The 18,871-nt window shown below is 67.8% G+C and carries 24 protein-coding genes and 1 tRNA gene; 5 read left to right on the top strand and 20 right to left on the bottom strand.

Annotated features, from left to right (window positions below):
- Nucleotides 1-128 precede the first annotated feature (128 nt).
- Together NS355_RS06775 and NS355_RS06770 are read left to right on the top strand one after the other, a co-directional pair.
- The gene (locus NS355_RS06775; protein ID WP_058745012.1) at nt 129-887 is read left to right on the top strand and encodes an NUDIX hydrolase; all 759 of its coding nucleotides are present in this window, start codon (nt 129-131) and stop codon (nt 885-887) included.
- Entirely contained in the window at nt 887-1,618 is a 732-nt protein-coding gene (locus NS355_RS06770) for an extensin family protein (RefSeq protein ID WP_058745011.1), read from the top strand. Before NS355_RS06775 ends, NS355_RS06770 begins: the two co-directional genes overlap by 1 nt.
- A 67-nt stretch (nt 1,619-1,685) precedes the next feature.
- Here NS355_RS06770 and NS355_RS06765 read toward each other — a convergent pair whose 3' ends face one another.
- The 4 genes from NS355_RS06765 to NS355_RS06750 all read right to left on the bottom strand — a co-directional run bounded on the left by NS355_RS06765 (nt 1,686) and on the right by NS355_RS06750 (nt 4,457).
- Complete coding sequence (locus NS355_RS06765) at nt 1,686-2,243, bottom strand: hypothetical protein (protein WP_058745010.1); 558 nt, start codon at nt 2,241-2,243, stop codon at nt 1,686-1,688.
- 272 nt (nt 2,244-2,515) lie between these two features.
- Nucleotides 2,516-2,791 (bottom strand): hypothetical protein, encoded by a 276-nt coding sequence (locus tag NS355_RS06760; RefSeq protein ID WP_058745009.1) that lies wholly within the window; start codon nt 2,789-2,791, stop codon nt 2,516-2,518.
- Between the two features lie 54 nt (nt 2,792-2,845).
- Nucleotides 2,846-3,634, bottom strand: a complete 789-nt coding sequence (locus NS355_RS06755; protein WP_058745008.1) for a transglutaminase-like domain-containing protein — start codon at nt 3,632-3,634, stop codon at nt 2,846-2,848.
- 76 nt (nt 3,635-3,710) lie between these two features.
- Nucleotides 3,711-4,457, bottom strand: a complete 747-nt coding sequence (locus NS355_RS06750; RefSeq protein WP_058745007.1) for a Bax inhibitor-1/YccA family protein — start codon at nt 4,455-4,457, stop codon at nt 3,711-3,713.
- A 123-nt stretch (nt 4,458-4,580) separates the two neighbouring features.
- Here NS355_RS06750 and thpR point away from each other — a divergent pair, with 123 nt between their 5' ends.
- From thpR to NS355_RS06735, 3 genes are read left to right on the top strand one after another with little or no spacing between them, the layout of a single operon-like run.
- Nucleotides 4,581-5,132, top strand: a complete 552-nt coding sequence (thpR, locus tag NS355_RS06745) for an RNA 2',3'-cyclic phosphodiesterase (RefSeq protein WP_058745006.1) — start codon at nt 4,581-4,583, stop codon at nt 5,130-5,132.
- A gap of 39 nt (nt 5,133-5,171) precedes the next feature.
- Nucleotides 5,172-5,708, top strand: a complete 537-nt coding sequence (locus NS355_RS06740; RefSeq protein WP_058745005.1) for a superoxide dismutase family protein — start codon at nt 5,172-5,174, stop codon at nt 5,706-5,708.
- 9 nt (nt 5,709-5,717) lie between these two features.
- Nucleotides 5,718-6,380 (top strand): HAD-IA family hydrolase, encoded by a 663-nt coding sequence (locus NS355_RS06735; RefSeq protein ID WP_058745004.1) that lies wholly within the window; start codon nt 5,718-5,720, stop codon nt 6,378-6,380.
- Nucleotides 6,381-6,559: 179 nt separating this feature from the next.
- On the opposite strand, the gene NS355_RS06730 is transcribed toward NS355_RS06735, so the two are convergent.
- From NS355_RS06730 to gspI, 16 genes are all read right to left on the bottom strand, one after another.
- Nucleotides 6,560-6,913 (bottom strand): HesB/IscA family protein, encoded by a 354-nt coding sequence (locus NS355_RS06730; protein WP_058745003.1) that lies wholly within the window; start codon nt 6,911-6,913, stop codon nt 6,560-6,562.
- A 2-nt stretch (nt 6,914-6,915) separates the two neighbouring features.
- Complete coding sequence (locus NS355_RS06725) at nt 6,916-7,374, bottom strand: SUF system Fe-S cluster assembly protein (RefSeq protein ID WP_058745002.1); 459 nt, start codon at nt 7,372-7,374, stop codon at nt 6,916-6,918.
- Nucleotides 7,371-8,576, bottom strand: a complete 1,206-nt coding sequence (locus NS355_RS06720; protein WP_058745001.1) for an aminotransferase class V-fold PLP-dependent enzyme — start codon at nt 8,574-8,576, stop codon at nt 7,371-7,373. The genes NS355_RS06725 and NS355_RS06720 overlap by 4 nt, the downstream gene beginning before the upstream one ends.
- A complete protein-coding gene (locus NS355_RS06715) occupies nt 8,573-9,652 on the bottom strand; it encodes a SufB/SufD family protein (RefSeq protein WP_058745000.1) in 1,080 nt (359 codons plus the stop codon). The genes NS355_RS06720 and NS355_RS06715 overlap by 4 nt, the downstream gene beginning before the upstream one ends.
- Complete coding sequence (sufC, locus tag NS355_RS06710) at nt 9,649-10,401, bottom strand: Fe-S cluster assembly ATPase SufC (RefSeq protein WP_058744999.1); 753 nt, start codon at nt 10,399-10,401, stop codon at nt 9,649-9,651. Before sufC ends, NS355_RS06715 begins: the two co-directional genes overlap by 4 nt.
- The gene (locus NS355_RS06705; RefSeq protein WP_345938799.1) at nt 10,388-10,888 is read right to left on the bottom strand and encodes an endonuclease domain-containing protein; all 501 of its coding nucleotides are present in this window, start codon (nt 10,886-10,888) and stop codon (nt 10,388-10,390) included. Before NS355_RS06705 ends, sufC begins: the two co-directional genes overlap by 14 nt.
- Nucleotides 10,885-12,348, bottom strand: coding sequence for a Fe-S cluster assembly protein SufB (gene sufB, locus NS355_RS06700; protein ID WP_056430137.1), 1,464 nt, complete (start codon nt 12,346-12,348; stop codon nt 10,885-10,887). Before sufB ends, NS355_RS06705 begins: the two co-directional genes overlap by 4 nt.
- Nucleotides 12,348-12,803: an SUF system Fe-S cluster assembly regulator gene (locus NS355_RS06695; protein WP_058718277.1), complete on the bottom strand. Its 456-nt coding sequence runs from the start codon at nt 12,801-12,803 to the stop codon at nt 12,348-12,350. The genes sufB and NS355_RS06695 overlap by 1 nt, the downstream gene beginning before the upstream one ends.
- A gap of 246 nt (nt 12,804-13,049) precedes the next feature.
- Nucleotides 13,050-14,096, bottom strand: a complete 1,047-nt coding sequence (locus tag NS355_RS06690) for a Glu/Leu/Phe/Val dehydrogenase family protein (RefSeq protein WP_058744997.1) — start codon at nt 14,094-14,096, stop codon at nt 13,050-13,052.
- 132 nt (nt 14,097-14,228) lie between these two features.
- Nucleotides 14,229-14,305 (bottom strand) — tRNA-His (locus NS355_RS06685).
- Nucleotides 14,306-14,353: 48 nt separating this feature from the next.
- Nucleotides 14,354-15,064 (bottom strand): type II secretion system protein N, encoded by a 711-nt coding sequence (locus NS355_RS06680; protein ID WP_244489579.1) that lies wholly within the window; start codon nt 15,062-15,064, stop codon nt 14,354-14,356.
- Between the two features lie 11 nt (nt 15,065-15,075).
- Nucleotides 15,076-15,549, bottom strand: a complete 474-nt coding sequence (gene gspM / locus NS355_RS06675; protein ID WP_058744996.1) for a type II secretion system protein GspM — start codon at nt 15,547-15,549, stop codon at nt 15,076-15,078.
- Complete coding sequence (gene gspL, locus NS355_RS06670; RefSeq protein ID WP_058744995.1) at nt 15,546-16,628, bottom strand: type II secretion system protein GspL; 1,083 nt, start codon at nt 16,626-16,628, stop codon at nt 15,546-15,548. Before gspL ends, gspM begins: the two co-directional genes overlap by 4 nt.
- The gene (gspK, locus tag NS355_RS06665; protein WP_345938798.1) at nt 16,628-17,617 is read right to left on the bottom strand and encodes a type II secretion system minor pseudopilin GspK; all 990 of its coding nucleotides are present in this window, start codon (nt 17,615-17,617) and stop codon (nt 16,628-16,630) included. Before gspK ends, gspL begins: the two co-directional genes overlap by 1 nt.
- Nucleotides 17,610-18,257 (bottom strand): type II secretion system minor pseudopilin GspJ, encoded by a 648-nt coding sequence (gene gspJ / locus NS355_RS06660; RefSeq protein WP_275934712.1) that lies wholly within the window; start codon nt 18,255-18,257, stop codon nt 17,610-17,612. The genes gspK and gspJ overlap by 8 nt, the downstream gene beginning before the upstream one ends.
- 113 nt (nt 18,258-18,370) lie before the next feature.
- Nucleotides 18,371-18,823, bottom strand: coding sequence for a type II secretion system minor pseudopilin GspI (gspI, locus tag NS355_RS06655; protein WP_345938797.1), 453 nt, complete (start codon nt 18,821-18,823; stop codon nt 18,371-18,373).
- Nucleotides 18,824-18,871 lie beyond the last annotated feature (48 nt).

Genomic DNA, 18,871 nt, shown 5'->3' with positions numbered 1-18,871 from the left:
TCGGAGATGTGTCTAAGATGCAGCAATCGCACTGCAGAGGTCAGGGGTTCGATTCCCCTCAGCTCCACCACCCCGCCTTCCCCTCCATCGCTGCCCCCCGCCGACGCCGTTGAAGCGTTGTCCGTGCGATGATGCCCGATCCCATTCCCGCCGCGACCCTGATCCTGATGCGCGAGGGGCCGCATGCCGATGCGCTTCCCGAAATCCTGATGGTCGAGCGGGGCGCGGCACTGGCCTTTCTCGGTGGCGCGATGGTGTTTCCGGGCGGGCGGGTCGATCCGGGAGATTACTCGCTCACCCCCGCCGATCACTCCGACCCGGAGGACGCCGCCGGACGCGTCGCCGCGATCCGCGAGACGATCGAGGAAGTGGGCCTGGGCGTGGGATTGTCGCCCTCCCCGGACGCCACGACGCTGGCCGGCTTGCGTATGACGATGGCGGCGGGAATGCCCTTTGCCGACGCGCTGGCCGCGCATGGCTTGGCGATCGATACACGCGCGCTGACGCCCTTTGCCCGCTGGTGTCCCGAACATGTGCCGGTCCGCCGGTTCGATGCGCGCTTCTATCTGGCATCGATCGCCCGCGAAGCGTCCAGTCCGGCGATCGACGGGGCGGAAACGGTCGGGGCGTGCTGGATGACCGCCCGTGACGCGCTGACCCAGGCGGACAGCGGTGCGATCCGCATCATTTTCCCCACGCGCCGCACCTTGGAACGATTGGCGCTCTATCGGGATTTTCGATCCGCCACCGCCGATGCGCGGGCTTGGCCGATTCGACGGATCATTCCCTTTCAGGTGGAGCGTGACGGCGTGCCATTTCTGTGCATCCCCGACGATCTGGGTTATCCGATCACGGCGGAACCCGTCGCCAGCGCGAAACGCGGCTGATGCGCGCGCTCCGGCGATGGACCACCATATTGGTCGTGGTCGCCGGACTGGTGATGCTCACCTTGCTGCTATGGGGCTGGGCACGGCGCAACCCGCAGGATGTGCTTTGGGCACCGCTCGATCTCGGCCAGCCGGTGGGCATGTTCACCGGACACAAGCTGACCGCGCTGACCCAGGACAGGGCACAGTGCCTGGGGCTGCTCGACAAGGCGGGTATCCGTTACACTGCGCTGCCCGCCCGGTCGGACCAAGCGCAATGCGGCTATGACGATGCGGTACGCTTCACGACGGGCGGAGCCAGGTCCATCGGCTATCGCCCCGCCACATTGGGCGTGTCGTGCCCGGTCGCAGCCTCGCTGGCCCTTTGGGAATGGGATGCGGTCCAGCCCGCCGCACGCGAACTGCTGGGCAGCGAGGTCGTCGCGATCGATCATCTGGGCAGCTATAATTGCCGTCGGATCAGCGGCCGCAGCACCAGCGACTGGAGCGAACATGCCCGCGCCAACGCGGTCGACATAGCAGGCTTTCGCCTGAAGGACGGGCGGCGGATCAGCGTGCTGCGGGATTGGATGGACCAAGGTGCGACCGGGCAGTTCCTGCGTCGCGTGCGGGACCGCGCCTGCGATCTGTTCGCGACGACGCTATCGCCCGATTACAATGCCGCGCACGCCGACCATTTCCACTTGGACCAGGCCTATCGCGGGCCGATGGGCTGGCGCGCGTGTCGTTGAGAATCCCTGCCTAGCGCCGGAGGAGTGGGCGCGATGGCGGAGCCCCCCGGCCCGCCACCGCACGCCATCAGTTGGCCAGCGACGTGCCGTTGGTGTCGACCTTCTCGACCCAGTGCGGGAAGAAGGCGGGCTGACGGCTCGACCAGCCCGCCGCCGTCGCCGCCGCTTCGCTGATCGACTGGAGAAGCTGGCGCCGCAATTCGGGGTGCAGATGCGGCAACGCCGCCGCCGCACAGAAGATCGAGGGTAGCCATGGGCGCACCTCGGCACCGATCAGCCGCTCATAGAGGAACCGGAAGGCCGAAAAGCTGGTCAGCCGCCCCTGCCCCAGATCGAAGGCCGCGATCGTGACGAACGGCGCCATGAACGGCTCCAGCGACTCCAGGCCGCTATCGACCGGGATCAGGTGTCGGATTTCCGGCAGGTTGCGATACAGCCGGGCCTGGGCGCGGATGCTCGCCGCCTCAACCACGTCGCGCGACCAGCGCGTCATCGCGTCCTCGCGGTCCAGCCCGATATCGAGCGACCGGCGGATATAACGCTGCGTCGCTGCGGCGAAACCTGCAAATTCCTTCATTTCCGCCAAGGTCATCGCGCCTTCGGCTGGTCTGCTCCTCGATCCCATACATCACCCCGCCCAATCGAAACTGACCCGATCATCATGCGCCCATTTGGTTAACGCAACGCTGAACGAGCTGGGACAGACGAACATGAAAAACGCCGCGCCGCAACATAGATTGCGACGAATGACTATCGTAGCAATCAATTTCCCGAATGACGCCCATCTCCGACACATTCGACAAGTTTGTTGCGATCGCGCAACGGCAGTCGAATTCCGTATGAAAGAAGTGGGGGCGAGAACCTTTTCGGCCCTCGCCCCCCGTCATGCAATGCGGATCAGCGATCCTCTTCGCTATAGCCCGACGATTCGGCCGGGCCGTCGCGGCCGGGCTGGGTGATCGAGGGTGGATCGCTGGCGTCCATCGATTCATCCAGGCTCTCGTCGAGCTGGGCGTCGACATCCTGCGGATTCTTCTGCAAATCCTGGGTGATGGCGGGATCCTGCCCGGCATCCTGTTCGGGGGGACGCGGGCGATTGCCCTGTTCGGCCTGCTCGCCGCCCGGCGCGACCGAGACGCTGTCCAGCGCGCGATCGTCGATGCTGTCGTTCATGTCACTTCCCCATCATAGTGGACAGGATCAACGAGCCAGATCGGACAAGCGTTCCTATGCCGATCCGTCCAACCGCCGCACCGTAACCCGTTGATCGCAAAGCTGCGCCTCGCCGAACACGGTCATGAAGGCGATGTCGGTCGCGTCGCGCCCGACGCACACCCGCGCGATTTCATCCGCCTGCGCCATGCCGGTCGCGTCGACCAGATGCCAGCCGCCCTCCAGCCACAGCTCGGCCACCGCGTGGAAATCGGGCGGGTCGACGCCGGGCGCATAGGCCGCGACGCAGCGCGCCGGAATTTCCGCCGCCCGCGCCAGCGCCACCAGCAAATGGGTATAGTCGCGACACACGCCACTGCGCGATCCGAAGGTATCCAGCGCGGTCGTGACGCCGCTCGATCCGCCCGATTGATAGATCATGCGAGTCGCCACCCAATCGGCCAGCGCCGCCGCCATCGCGCCGCCGGAAAGCCCCGCGAAACGCTGGCGGACAAAGCCCTCCAGCCGGTCCGATTCGCAGTAACGGCTGGGCAGCAGATAGGGAATGAGGTCGCCCGAGAGCCCCCTGGCCGGGGTCGCCGCCAGCCCCTCCAACCGGACGGCCGGGCGTTCGACCACGACGACCGCCTCATAACGCGCGAGCAGACCATGATCGGCACGTATCCAGCAGCGTTGCCCGATCCCGCCCTCGCCGCGCACGGCCGCCACCGGGTGATCGGACCAGATGGTCAGCGACTGATGCTCCAGCCGCTGGTCGGGCGTCGCCGCCGCCTCGATTTGGAGCAGGATATCGGCCGGTTGCTTCAGGACATAGTCGAGCGTCACGTCGATCGACAGGCGCATGGCCGCATCCCCTTCTCATGAAAAAAGGCCCGGCGGATATGCCGCCGGGCCCGTTGGATTGGCTCTGTCGATCCGATCAGTCGCGGCTGGAGCCGGTCAGACGCAGAAGGAACATGAACATGTTGATGAAGTCGAGATACAGGCTCAGCGCCGACATGATGACCACGCGGTCCTGCATGCTGGTGCCGCGCACCTCGTAGTAGAGCGACTTGGTGCGCTGCGTGTCATAGGCGGTCAGGCCTGCGAACAGCAGCACGCCGACGAAGCTGATCACCAGACCCATCGTCCCCGACTGGAGGAAGATGTTGATAATGCTGGCGACGATCAGGCCGACCAGACCGATGATCAGGAAGGTGCCGAACGCCGACAGGTCACGCTTGGTGGTGTAGCCGTAGAGGCTGAGCGCCGCGAAGCCCGCTGCGGTCGCGAAGAACGCCCCCGCGATCGAACCGCCGCTATAGACCAGGAAGATGGTCGACATCGACAGGCCCATGACGACCGCGAACGCCCAGAAGAGCAGCTGCATCGTCGAGGTCTTCATACGGTTCACGCCCATGCTCAGCGCGAACACGAAGCCCAGTGGCGCGAACATGATGACGTATTTCAGCGCGCCGCCGTTCAGGAAGACCTGCGCGGCCATGCTGTCGCGGCCACCCCATGCGAAGAGCAGCGCGACGATACCCGTCAGCAGCACGCCCGACGTCATGTAGTTGTAGACGGACAGCATGTACGAACGCAGACCCGCATCATAAGCGGTCGAGCCCGTGGTGGCTGTGGTACCGAACGGCGCGGCGCTCGGCCGTGGATCAGACCAGTTTGCCATGGTGAACTATTGCTCCTTTGCCCGGCCATATGCCGGTTAGGCGAAATATCGCTCTGTTGGGGACGCTTTTCAAGCGGGGGAGGTTCCCGTGGGCGCGACGGAATGCGATAGACATATTTTGTCATGGTCCGCCTGTTCGTCGCCCTCCGCCCGCCGCCCGCCATCCGCGACATGCTCGCCGATGCGATGGACGGCGTTCCCCAGGCTCGCTGGCAGGACGATGAGCAGCTGCACCTGACCCTGCGCTTCATCGGTGAGGTCGACCGCCCGGTGGCCGAGGACATCGCCGCCACGCTGGGCCAGGTTCACGCCCCCGCCCCCAGGTTGCGGATTTCGGGCGTCGGCACCTTCGATCGCAAGGGGCGGGTCGACACGCTCTGGGCGGGCGTCACGCCGCACGATGCGCTGGCCCATCTCCATCGCAAGGTCGATCAAGCCTGTGTCCGGGCGGGCCTCTCGCCCGAGTCGCGTGCGTATCTGCCGCACATCACGCTCGCCCGCCTGCCCGGCTCGGCAGGACGCGCGCCCGAGATTGAGGGGTGGCGCGCGGTCCATGCGGGCCTGTCGAGCGAGCCCTTCACTATGGCGCATCTGGTGCTCTACCAAAGCCATCTGGGGCATGGCGGCGCATCCTATGAACCCGTAATGCGTTGGCCGCTTGAAACCGGCGGGTAACACGCCGCAACAACGCATATCGAACAGGGAGCTTGCGTCATGAAATATCTCACGCTGTTGACCATCGGCACCGTCGCGCTGGGCCTGGGGGCCTGCGACCAGACGAAGATGGAGACGGGCTCCCCCACCCCGAACGGCGCCAGCGCGACCGCCAGCCTGCGGACCGGCACCGGCGCGGATGCGGGTCGCGCCACCGCGACCGAGGTCGCCGGGGGGCTGCGCATCACCCTCGACGCGATGAACGTGCCGGCGGGTATGCATGGCGTGCACGTCCACACGGTCGGCCGCTGCGACGCGCCGGACTTCACCACGGCGGGCGGCCATTGGAACCCGACGCAGCGTCAGCATGGCAGCATGAACCCGCAGGGGCCGCATGAGGGCGACATGCCCAACATGACCATCGGCAATGACGGACGCGGAACGCTGGGCGTCGTGTTGCCGGGCGCGACCATGGCGGGGCTGCTCGATGCGGACGGCTCGGCGATCGTCATCCATGCCGGGGCCGACGACCTGAAGACCGATCCCAGCGGCAATAGCGGCGGCCGCATCGCCTGCGGCGTGTTCCAGGCGAACTGACCTCAGCCGATGACCATAGCCCTGCCGACCCGTGCCTTTGGCGGCTTCCTGTTCGACATGGACGGGACGATCCTCAGCTCCATCGCGTCGGCCGAACGCGCCTGGACCGTTTGGGCCGAGCGGCAGGGGCTCGACGTCGCGGCGTTCCTGCCGACCATCCACGGGGTTCAGTCGGTAGAGACGATCCGGCGGCTGAACCTGCCGGGCGTCGATCCAGTCGCGGAGGCGCATGCGCTGACCGAGGCGGAGATGCTGGACGTGGGCGACGTGGTGCCGATCGGTGGCGCGGCCGCGTTCTTGGCCGCGCTGCCACCGGATCGCTGGGCCATCGTCACCTCTGCACCCAGGCGGCTGGCGGAGGTGCGGCTGAAGGCCGCGGGCTTGCCTTTACCGGGCGTGTTCGTGACGGCGGAGGATGCGGAGCGAAGCAAGCCCGCCCCCGATGGCTTCCTGCTCGGTGCCAGGCGGCTGGGCGTCGCGCCGGAGGATTGCCTGGCGTTCGAGGATGCGCCCGCCGGGATCGCGGCGGCCGAAGCAGCGGGGATGACGGTCGTGGTGATTACCGAAACCCACCGGGGCGCGATGGATACCGCCCATGCGACGGTGGCGGATTATCGCGATTTATCCGTGGAATGGGACGGAGCGAGTTTGAAGCTGGAACACCGGGTCTAATCCCACCCGTTCCCCGGCGAAGGCCGGGGCCCAGTTGCGGTGCACTCTCGACAGCGCGAGGCATTTGCCTCCCACGCGGCGATATCCCGCCATCTCAGCCTAATAGAAACTGGGCCCCGGCCTTCGCCGGGGAACGTCTATGGGAAAGAATGCTCGACCTGAGTGGCCGAACCCTCCCCTCAAACCGTAAAGCTCTCCCCGCACCCGCACGCACCCTTGGCGTTGGGATTCTGGAACACGAACCCGGCGGTGAAGTCGTCCTCGACCCAGTCCATGGTCGAGCCGATCAGGTACAGGATCGACCCGCCATCCACGAACAGCGTGCCGCCCGGCGTGTCGATCTTCTCGTCGAACGCCTTGGCCTCGGTGACATAATCGACCGAATAGGCCAGCCCCGAGCAGCCGCGACGCGGCGTCGACAGCTTCACCCCGATCGCGCCTTCCGGCGCGCGCGCCATCAGGTCGGCGATCCGCGCCTCGGCGGAGGGCGTCAGGTTCAACGCGGCGGGACGGGCACGCAAGGTGGTCGCCATGGTCAGAGCATCCCCAGTTCGAGCTTGGCGTCGTCCGACATCTTCTGCGGGTCCCATGGCGGGTCCCAGACGAGGTTGACGTCGGCGGTCGCGATCCCCGGCACCGCCGAGACGCGTAGTTCAACCTCGCCCGGCATCGACTCGGCGACCGGGCAATGCGGGGTGGTCAACGTCATAGTGACGACCGCATGGCCGCCCTCGGTCACTTCGACGCCGTAGATCAGCCCCAGGTCATAGATGTTGACCGGAATCTCGGGGTCGAAAATATCCTTCAACGCGTCGATGATCCCGTCATACAGCGCTCCGCCCGGCTGGGTCGGATCGTCGGCGGTCGGCTTTTGCGACAGGAAGCCCGACAGGTAATCGCGCTGACGCTCTGCGGGTGCCTCGACCACGTCCTGCACGCGCGCCTTGGGCGGCTGCGCCACGCTGTCGACCTCTTCGATCTTGTAATCGCTCATCCGAAAATCCTCGTGACCCGCCGGACGCCGTCCACCAGCGCCGCAACGTCATCGGGTCCGTTATATACGCCGAAGCTCGCCCGTGCGGTGGCGGGCAGGCCGAGCGCGTCCATCAGCGGCTGGGCGCAGTGGTGCCCTGCGCGGATCGCCACCCGGCTCTCGTCCAATATGGTGCCGATATCGTGGGGATGAACCCCCTCGATCGCGAAACTGACGATTCCCGCCGAGTCCTCAGGACCCAGCAGTCGCACCGAGTTGATCGCCGACAACCCTTCCCGCGCCTGCGCGACCAGCGCCGCCTCATGCCCATGGATCGCATCCAGCCCGATCGCCGAGACATAGTCGATCGCAGCATGGAGCCCCAGCGCGCCGACGATATGCGGCGTCCCCGCCTCGAACCGGCCGGGCGGCGGGGCGTAGGTGGTCTTCTCGAAGCTCACCCGGTCGATCATCGAGCCGCCACCCTGATAGGGCGGCATGGCGTCGAGCAGTTCGGGCCGCGCCCACAGCACGCCGATGCCGGTCGGGCCATAGAGCTTGTGGCCCGAAAAGACGTAGAAATCGCAGTCGAGCGCTTTCATATCGACCGCGATGCGCGGCACCGCCTGGCACCCGTCGAGCAGGATTTTCGCGCCGACGCCATGCGCCAGATCGGCCGCCTGCCGCGCGTCGAGCACCGAGCCCAGCACGTTCGACACATGGCCCAGCGACACCAGCTTGTGCGCGGGCGTCAGCATGTGTTCCATCGCGTCGAGGTCGATACGGTGGTCCACCGTCAGCGGCAGTACGTCGATCGCGACGCCCAGCCGCTCGGCGACCATCTGCCACGGCACGATGTTGGAGTGATGCTCCAGCATCGACAGCAAGATGCGATCACCCGCCTTGAGGTTGGTCGCGGCCCAACACTGCGCCACGAGGTTGATCCCCTCGGTCGCGCCGCGCGTAAAGACGATCTCGTTCGCCGACCCCGCGCCGATGAACCGTGCCGTCGCCTCGCGCGCCTTCTCATACGCCACCGTCATGTCGGCCGAGCGCTGATAGACGCCGCGATGCACGGTGGCATAGCTGGTGTCATAGGCCCGCGTAATCGCGTCGATCACGGCCTGCGGCTTCTGCGCGGTCGCGGCGGTATCGAGATAGGCCCAGCCGTCCGGGATCGCCGGAAAATCCGCCACCCGGTCGAGAGGCGTGGCGCTCGTCAAAGCGCCGCCTCCAGCCAGGCGTCGGCATCCGCCGCAAAGGCTTCGCGCACCACCTCGTTGCCGATCCGGTCGATCGCATCCGCCACGAAGGCGCGGGTCAGCAGCGCCTGCGCACGGGGCTTCGGGATGCCCCGGCTCTGCATGTAGAACAGCGCCTTGGCATCGAGTTCACCCACGGTCGCGCCGTGCGCGCACTTCACGTCGTCGGCGAAGATCTCCAGCTCAGGCTTCAGATTCACCGTTGCCGTCCGCTGGAGCAGCAGGCCGCGCAGCGACTGCTCGCCATCGGTCTTCTGCGCATCGCGCGCCACTTCGACCCGTGCGGCGAGGCTCGCCTGGCTGCGATCGGCGGCGACCGCGCGCCACAGCTGATGGCTCTGGCCGTTCAGCGCGGCATGGCGCAAGGCGACCGCGCATTCCTGCTTGAGTTCGCCCTTGGTCAGCAGCGCGCCGCCGAACTCGGCATAGGCGCCGTCGCCGATCTGGGTAATGCCGCCGTCGATCCGCGCGCCCATCGTTCCTGCCGCCAGGAAGGTCGCGGTCAGGCTCGCGCCCTCGCCCAGCTCGGCTTCCTCGCGCAGCGACACGAAGCCGTCATCCTGCAACAGCCGCACCGCCCGCATCAGCCGTGCCGACGCCGCCAGCTTCACCCGCGTCAGCCTATTGGTCCAGCCGCGCCCGACATAGGTCTCATAGACCTGCGCGGCCGCATCCTCGGCCAGTACGATCTCCGCGGGCAGGTGGTTGGCCGCGCCGCTGGCGACATGGACAATCTGCACCGGCTCGGCGACCGCATCGCGGTCCAGCCGCAGCGACCAGCCACGCCCCAGCGCCTGGCGCCCGAGCGGATGGTCGCTGGCGTCGATCTGGGTCAGTTGCACCGTCCCAAGGATGCTGGCGCTTTCATCCAGCACGCCGTCGACGAACAGCAGCCGCGCACCCGGCAAATCGAGGAAGCGGTCCGCCCCGGCGACCGGCACCGCCCGCTCGCTCTCCGCCGCGCGGCGAAGCGCGTCGATATCGGCCCAGCGCCAAGCCTCCTCGCGCGTGGAGGGAAGTTCCAGCGTGGTCGTCACGCCGCCGCTTCCTCGACGCCTGCATAGCCTTCACGCTCCAGCTCGAGCGCGAGTTCGGGGCCGCCCGAGCGCACGATGCGGCCGTCCGCCAGCACATGCACCCGGTCGGGCTGCACATAGTCGAGCAGGCGCTGATAGTGCGTGATCAGCAGCACCGCCTTGTCGGGGGCGCGCATGATCCGGTTGATGCCGTCGCCGACGATGCGCAGCGCGTCGATGTCGAGGCCGGAGTCCGTCTCGTCCAAGATCGCGAACTTGGGGTTCAGGATGCCCATCTGGACCATCTCGTTGCGCTTCTTCTCACCGCCCGAGAAGCCGACATTGACCGGACGCTTGAGCATGTCCTGGTTCAGCCCCAGCCCATCGGCCTGCGCACGGGCGAGCTTGAGGAATTCGCCACCCGAGAGCGGCTTTTCGTCACGCTGCCCGCGCTGGGCGTTCAGGCTCTCGCGCAGGAACTGGACGTTGGACACGCCGGGGATCTCGACCGGATACTGGAAACCCAGGAACAGGCCCGCAGCGGCGCGCTCGTTCGGCTCCAGCTCGAGCAGGTCGACGCCGTCGAACGTCACCGAACCCTCGGTCACTTCGTAACCGGGACGCCCGCCCAGCACATAGCCCAGCGTCGACTTGCCCGCGCCGTTCGGCCCCATGATCGCATGGACTTCGCCCGCATTGACCTCGAGCGTCAGGCCTTTGAGGATCGGCTTGCCGTCAATCTCGGCGTGGAGGTTTTCAATTTTCAGCATTGTCATACCCTTTTAGCCCCTCCCCTTCAGGGGAGGGGTTGGGGTGGGGCGCCCGCCGCACGGGCATCGCTTGCAGCGTGCCGAGCAGGTGCGCCAAAACACCCTCGATATTGTGCATCACATCGGTGTTGGCGATGTGAACGATCTTAAAACCCAATTCCGCCAGCGCCACGTCGCGTCGGTTGTCCCGACTGGCATCGGCATGCGTCTCGCCATCGACTTCGACGATCAGGCCCGTCGCCGGGCAGAAGAAGTCCGCGATGTAGTTGCCAATCACCGCCTGACGCCGGAACTTGAAGCCGCCCAGTTGCGACCGCGATAAGTGCGTCCAGAGCCGCTTTTCCGGTTCGGTCGGTTCGCGACGCATGATGCGAGCATGGCCCGACAAACGATCGAGCGCCCGTGCGGACACGCCCCACCCCCGGCCCCTCCCCTGAAGGGGAGGGGTGTCGAGGCGTCGAGCATCGTCGCGCGGGGTCAGCGTCACCCGACCGAACCCTCCAGCGAAATCCCCAGCAGCTTCTGCGCCTCGACCGCGAACTCCATCGGGAGCTGCTGCAGCACCTCCCGCGCGAAACCGTTGACGATCAGCGCCACCGCGGCTTCCTGGTCCAACCCACGGCTCATCGCGTAGAAGAGCTGGTCCTCGCTGATCTTGCTGGTCGTCGCCTCATGCTCGATCTGCGCGCTGGGGTTCTTCACCTCGATGTACGGCACGGTATGCGCGCCGCACTGGTCGCCCAGCAGCAGGCTGTCGCACTGGGTGAAGTTGCGGACATTCTCGGCGGTCGCCGCCACGCGGACGAGGCCGCGATAGGTGTTGTCCGACCGCCCGGCCGAAATCCCCTTGGACACGATGGTAGACCGCGTGTTCTTGCCGAGATGAATCATCTTGGTGCCGGTATCGGCCTGTTGACGATTGTTCGTCACCGCGACCGAGTAGAACTCGCCCACCGAACCATCGCCCGCCAGCACGCAGCTCGGGTATTTCCACGTGACCGCCGATCCGGTTTCGACCTGCGTCCACGACACCTTGCTGTTCTTGCCCTGGCAGAGCGCACGCTTGGTGACGAAGTTGTAGATGCCGCCGACGCCATTCTCGTCGCCCGGATACCAGTTCTGGACGGTCGAGTACTTGATCTCGGCATCGTCCAGCGCGACCAGCTCGACGACCGCCGCGTGCAGCTGGTTCTCATCGCGCATCGGCGCGGTGCAGCCTTCGAGGTAGGAGACGTACGCCCCCTTGTCCGCGACGATCAGCGTGCGCTCGAACTGGCCGGTATTTTCCGCGTTGATGCGGAAATAAGTCGACAGCTCCATCGGGCAGCGAACGCCCTCGGGAATGTAGACGAAGGTGCCGTCCGAGAAGACCGCCGAGTTGAGCGTCGCGAAATAGTTATCCCGCTGCGGCACGACCTTGCCCAACCATTTGCGGACCAGGTCGGGATATTCCTTGATCGCCTCGGAGATCGAGCGGAAGATGACGCCCGCCGCTTCCAGTTCCTTGCGGAAGGTCGTCGCGACCGAGACGCTGTCGAACACCGCGTCGACCGCGACCTTGCGCGCGCCCTCGACGCCCGCCAGCACTTCCTGCTCGGCGATCGGGATGCCCAGCTTTTCGTAGGTCCGGCGAATCTCGGGATCGAGCTCGTCCAGCGACGCGATCGTCTTCTTCTGCTTCGGCTCCGCGTAATAATACGCGTCCTGATAGTCGATCGGCGGGATGTTCAGCTTGGCCCAGTCCGGGCTCTCCAGCGTCTGCCACAGGCGAAACGCCTTCAGCCGCCAGTCGAGCATCCATTCCGGCTCGCCCTTCTTGGCCGAGATATAGCGGACCGTATCCTCGCTCAGCCCCTTGGGCGCGAAGTCCTGCTCGATCTCGGTGGCGAAGCCCCACTCATACTTCTTGTTGGCGGCGGCGAGCGCCTCTGCATTCTTCGTGGCCATCAGGCGAATACCCCCGGACGCGCATCAGCGCCCATCACTTGCGACTCAACAGGATCGGCGGCGAGCGTCGCGAGCGTCACCCCGGAAAAGGCGGCGCGTACCGCCTGATTGACGACATGCCAATGCGGCCGGACACGACATTGCATTTCGAGGCTGCAATCGTGCGCAGCGCCATCGACGCACGCGGTCAGCGCGATCGGGCCGTCCACCGCCTCGACGATATCGGCCAGGCTGATCGTGTCGGCGTCGCGGGCCAAGCGAATACCGCCGCCGGTGCCGCGCGTGCTTTCGATGAGCCCTGCGCCAGCCAACCGGCTGACCAGCTTCTGCGCAGTGGGCAGCGGCACGCCCGTCTGCCCGGCCAGCAGGGTCGCATTGCTCCGCCCGCCAGCGCCTTCGCGCGCGGCGGCGGTCATCATCACGACCGCATAATCGGCAAGGCTGGAAAGGCGCATGGTCTCCAATCGGATGGATTTGGTCCGATTGGCAAATGGGCGTGGAGGGGCGGTTCGTCAACCGGGTTTCGGTGTGGGAATTTCGATGGGTGTGAGTGAGGGGTTCCTCACTCTCTTCTTCTGAAGCCCCTCCCGTAAACGGGAGGGGTTTGGGGAGGGTAAGGCCACGGGCGATGGTCTCGGTGAGACTCCTTTACCCTCCCCCATCCCCTCCCGCTTGCGGGAGGGGCGTGAGTCCCATTCAGGTCAGCGCCCGATCAGCCCCTGCGCGATCTCGTCCGCGACATCCGACGCCGGATGGCCCGTTTCGGCCGAGCGCTGCCACACCTGCTCCAGACGCTCGGGGATCTTGGCGATGCGCGCCATGACCTCGGCTTCGTCGCCCTGGCCCAGATATTCCAGGCCGACATTGATGATGCCGCCCGCGTTGATGACGTAATCGGGGGCATAGAGGATGCCCGCTTCCGCCACGCGCGCGCCGTCCTCGCGGGTCGCCAGCTGGTTGTTGGCGCCGCCCGCGACGACCTTGGCCTTCAGCCGCTGGATCGAATCGGCGTTCAGCACCGCGCCCAGCGCGTTGGGGCTGACCAGATCGACATCGGCGAACAGGATTTCGTCGGCCGGGGCAACGCTCGCACCCAGTTCCGCCGCCATCTGTTCGGCACGCGCCTGGTTGACATCGGCGATGGTCAGAACCGCGCCGTCTTTCGCCAGCAGCTTGGCGAGGCCGCCACCGACCGAGCCGACGCCCTGGATCGCCACACGCACGCCCTTCATGTCGGTCGCGCCCAGCCCGCGCTTGGCCGCCGCCTTCACGCCCAGATAGACGCCGTGCGCGGTATAGGGGCCGGGGTCGCCGCCCGCCGCACCGCTCGCCACCGGCAGGCCGGAGACATAGCGGGTCTGGGTCGCGATGACCTTCATCCGCTCCTCGGACATGCCGACATCCTCGGCGGTCACATAGCGACCGCCGAGCGATTCGACCGCGCGGCCGAACGCTTCCAGCTGGGCGGTGGTGATGACGTCACCGGGCTTCGCCGCCAGGACCACGCCCTTGCCGCCGCCCAGCGCCAGACCCGCCATCGCGTTCTTGTAGCTCATGCCGCGCGACAGGCGCAGTGCGTCGGTGATGGCGAGCGCGGGCGTGGCATAGTGCCAGAAGCGCGCACCGCCCGCCGCCGGGCCGAGATGCGTCGAGTGCACGGCGATGACCGCCTGCAGCCCCGAAGCGGGATCGGTGAACAGGTGCACGCCTTCATGCGCGTCGAAATCGGGAAAGCCCCAGTCCGTCATGCTCGTCCTTCGGTCCGACAAAAGCGGAACCGGACCGAGTCTGACGACCCGGCCACCCTATCGGTGAGGATTGAGGGGGGACACGGGCGGGAGAAGGGCCGGTGCCGTGGCCAGGATATGGCCGGAGAAGAATGGGGCGACCGACGGGACTTGAACCCGCAACTTCCGGCATCACAAGCCGGCGCTCTAACCAATTGAACTACGGTCGCCGCGAAGGCTTGCGCCCCTAAACGGGATCACCCGGCTTCGTCAAGCGGTCAAAATCGCCCTTCTGCCGAAAGTCGGTATCCGCCGCCCGTCCCGGCGACGAAACCAAGTTGCTCCAGCTTCGCCGCTGCCGCCGGATCGCCGGGCGTCAGGACGAGGTCAGCGGTGTAGCGGCCATCGGGCCGGATGCGCAGATTCACGCCTTCCGTCCCGCCCTGCCCCGTCATGGGCAGGAGCAGCGCGCCCGCCTCGCATCGTGCGGTGCCCATCATCATCGGCGGCAGCGGCAGGCCCCCCGCCTCGCCCATCATGGTCGCGCGGACACGACCGCCCGCTTCCTCGCACACGCCGTCGCGGAAGCGGACCGTCACATCCTCCAGCGCCAGTGTCGTCACCGGCAGCGGGGCAAAGAGCGTGGCGGCGGGCAGGCTGGCGGTCACGCCGTCGATGCCCATCGCATGGCGGCCGATCGTCGCGGCCCCGGCGATCGGGCGACCATCGGCCCCGGCACCCTCGAATGCCAGCCTGGCGCGGCCGACCAGCAACGCCAGCGGCGACAGAGACACCCGCAGGTCGCCCAGTGCCACGTCGCCGAACCGCGCCTCGATCATGCTGCCGCCCCAGATCGTGCCGCCCACCCGACGCGCGCTCAGCCCCTGATCGGCGAGGCCGGTCGCGCCCAGCGCCAGCCGCATCGGCAGGAAGACGATCAGCGCCACGAACAGCATGGCGGCGAACAGCACCGAAGGCCGCGTGGTCATCCGCAACCGCATCAGGACACCCGCGTCCGCAGGAGAAGCGCGACGCCCACCGTCCGGTCGCCATTGTCGGTCAGGGTCGCCTGCTCGACCAGCACGCCGCCCCGCTCCAATCGCGCGAGCCACGGTGTCAGTGCGGCGGGTCTGGCCGAGGCGATTTGCGCCCGCACCCGGCCAGGCCCGTCCTCGGTCAGGGCGGACAGGCCGAAGCCCGCCTGCTCCGCCGACAGCCGCACCGTGTCGGCCAGCGTGCCCGACAAGGCAGGCGGACGGCGGCGGCGCTGGCTCAACTCGGCGGCAATCGCCTGTGCCTCGCCCAGACGGATCACCGCATCGGCATGGCGCTCGCGCGCACTCGACAGCCCGTCATCCAGCGGTCGCAATATCCCGCCCCATATGATCGTCACGACCAGCAGCGCGCCCATGACCAGCAGCAGCCGCTTCTCACGCAAGGAGCGGCCATCGAACCAGAGTTTCAGCGCCTTCATCGTGCGCGCACCGTGAATTCTCCCGTGATTCGGCCATTGGCCGCGACGAAGGTGCTGGGCTGGACGGTGAAGCCCTCCGCCTCGATCGCGCGCTTCAGATCGGTGGCCAGCGCCTCCCGGTCGACCGCGACACCCAGCCGGACGTCGCCGTTCGGCTGGAAATCGAGTGCGGTCAGCTCGGTCCCCGGCACCGCGCGCACCGCCGCGAACACCGCCGCCGCCGTCCGGCTGAACCCCTGGCCCGGCCCGCGCACCGCCGACAGCCGCTCGGTCAACTGACGATCGGCATCGACCAAGGTTTCGCCGCGCGGCAGGGCGGTGCGCGCGACCTGCTCGATCTTCGCCTCGGTCGCGTCGGCGGCGAAGCTGTATTTGGTCCAGCGCACGAAATCGATCGCCAGGGTGGCGATAACGATGGCGACGCCGAGCCACGCCAGTCGCCTGACCAGCCGCCAGTCGATCGAAAAACCCCGCCGCCGCGCGAACGGCCCCTGCCGCAGGTCGAGCGCGGGCGCGGCAGTCACCGTCCCCAGCGCGACCGCGACCGCCGCATCGTCCAGATCGTCGAGCGGCGCGTCGCCCGTGACGATCTCGGTAAAGCCGGGCTCGTCCGCAAAGCCCGAGGCCCGCCCGCGCACCACGCCCTGCCCGGCCAGATCGCCCCGGACATACCCCTCGTCGGGGCGCGGCAGCAGCAGCGGTGCGGGTACGACCGCGACCGGATCGACCCCCGCCGCGCCCAGCCGCGCGAGCCAGCCCGCCATCGCACCACGATTGACGATGCCGATCGGGCGGCTGCCTGCCTCGTCCTCGCCGACCGCGACGTGCAGTTCGTCCATCGGCGCGGCGCTCACCTCGGCGGCCAGTAGCCGCGCGGCGGCGGCGGCCTGCGCGGTCGAACGGGCGGGGATTTCGGCCCAATGCAGCGACACCGCATCGGCCGGTGCGACCGCAATGACGTCGCCATCCCCCTGCGGCAGGCCTTCTCCGGCGGCGGCGACGCGTTCTTCCTCGATCCGCATCCAGCGATAGTCGCCGCCCTCGCCCGGCGGCAGGAACAGGAGGTTGGTCGCACTCATCACTCTTCCCCCCAAATCCGCGCCACCAGCCGCGGCGGCTGTCGCGTGGCATCGACCAGCGCGCGCTCCTGCACCGTCACGCTGCCCAGACCGACATCGATCCGCAAGTTGAACCAGCGCGTCGTCGTCGCAACGCCGCCGCCTCCGCTCGCCCCCGGTATCTGTGCCCAAAAGGCACCCGCGTCCGCATAGCCCTGCGGCGGGCGGCGCAAAAGGGCCTGGGCGATGGCGCCGGGCGAAATCGTATCGACCTGCGCCATGGCGACCAGGGGCGCCTGTTCGGGGGCCAGCGTGTTGATGTTGACCGTCGTCGGCTTGGCCTCGGGCAAGGTGCAGAGCCAGGGGCGAAGCTGGGCATACAGCTCCGGCGTGACGCCGCTGACCATGCGCAGCTCGCTGACATCCGCCATCATCGCGCCGCCGGTCCGATAGGACGGATCGCGCGCCAGATAGATGGGATCCTCCGCGCCGCCGCCTTGCGGGTTCTGGTCGCTGTCGATCCAGTCGGACGCGGCGGTCGCGACCTGTTGCGCGACCTGGCCGGGCACGTTCAGCAGCCGCATCAGCTTGGCGAAATGCGCGACCTCGACCGCATTGCCGATCAGCGTGCCGGGCTGGCCGGGCAGGTCCTGCGCCAGCCCGTTCAGGTTGAAGCAGTTGCCCCCGTCCGTCACCCGCGCGACCGCACGCCCCCCGCCCGCGACCTCGCCCAGTGGCAGCGCAAAGGGCCGGTCGCTCCACCCGCCGAGCAGCGACACCTTGCCCTGGGCGCGCTCCAGCAGGTCGCCGATCCGGATGATCGCCAGCGCCTCGGCCGCATAGGCGAAGCCGCGCGCCTGCTCGATCGCCACCGCATTGCCGCCGAGCCGGGTCGACAGCCGCAGCTTTTCCAGCGCGGTCGCGGCCAGCACCGCGATGACGGCGACCAGGATCAGGACGGTCACCAGGGCGGCCCCCCGCTCGCGGGCTGGCGGTATCAGTCTAGCCATTGGGAGTCGGCGTGGGGCTGGGCGTCGGTGTTGGATTCGGCAGGTTCGGGACGCCGACATAGCCGGTGCCGACCAGGAACAGCTGGCGATAGATCATGCCGTCGTCGCGCACGATCGAGACCTCGGCCGCCTGCGGCAGGGCAACGCCCGGCTGCCCCTGCCACTGGTCGAGCCACGCGCCGTTGAAGCGATAGCGCAGATGCAGCTCGCGCACATGGTCCATCAGCGCCGCGGGCTCCATGGGGGCGGCTCCGTCGAGCAGCGGCCAGGCGACCCGCTCCAGCACGTCGCCGTTCAGGCGATAGGCGACCTTTTGCACCGACGGGCGCGCGGCATTGTCGAGATTGCTCCAGCCGCCGCGCACCAGCCGCATCGCATCCGGCCCGGCGACCATGGCGGGGGTCAGGACCCCGCCCTCGTCCCGCGTCGGCCGGTCGACCGCCTGAGCCAGATCGGCGGACAGGATCGCCGTCGTCCGACTGACAGCCGCCATCGCGTCGAGCTTCTGCCCCGTCACCCCCTGCGCCCGGACGCTGAGCGACAGGATCGCCACGGCGGCGGCGGCGAGCATCGAGAAGATCAGCAGCGCGACCATCACCTCGACCAGGGTGAAGCCACTCTGACCTGTTCCCCCGCGCAGGCGGGGGTCCAGTTCTTGCCCGGCCCGTAATGAGGAGCGGCGTTTGACGGCGCTAACGACAACAGAAGGAACTGGGCCCCCGCCTGCGCGGGGGAACAGGGCAGACGAGCCCGTCACGACGCCGACACCCCAACCGGCGGCGCGGCCATCGGCGGGCGGACCATCGTCATCCGCCCGGTGATCCGGCCCCCCGCATTCGCCACCACCACATCGATCCGCACCACCCGCGCGTCGCCCGTGCCGCTGACGATCCGGGTCCATTTCCAGCGGCGCCCGCCATTGACCTCCGCGCCTGTCGTCCGGCCGAGCGCAGGCGCCTGCGGATCGGTGACCGTCGCGATCGCGACATTGCGCGCCACCATCTGCGCCACGACGGTTTCGTCGAGGATCGCCGCGCCCCGGATCGTCGCGCTCTCCAGCCGGACCAGTGCCATCGCGGCGAGACTGAACACCGCCAGCGCGACCATGATCTCGATAAGGGTGAAGCCGTCCTCCCCGGCACGGGGAGGTGGCAGCGCGCAGCGCTGACGGAGGGGGGGCTTCCGACAGGCGGCCCCTTGCGGCACGCCCCCTCCACCATGCTGCGCATGGTCCCCCTCCCCTTGCAGGGGAGG

The sequence above is a fragment of the Sphingomonas yabuuchiae genome (assembly GCF_001477495.1).
In the GTDB taxonomy this organism is placed as follows: Bacteria; Pseudomonadota; Alphaproteobacteria; order Sphingomonadales; family Sphingomonadaceae; genus Sphingomonas; species Sphingomonas yabuuchiae_A.
Note: the sequence above shows the minus strand (reverse complement) of the source record. Positions and strands in the feature narration are given on the sequence as shown.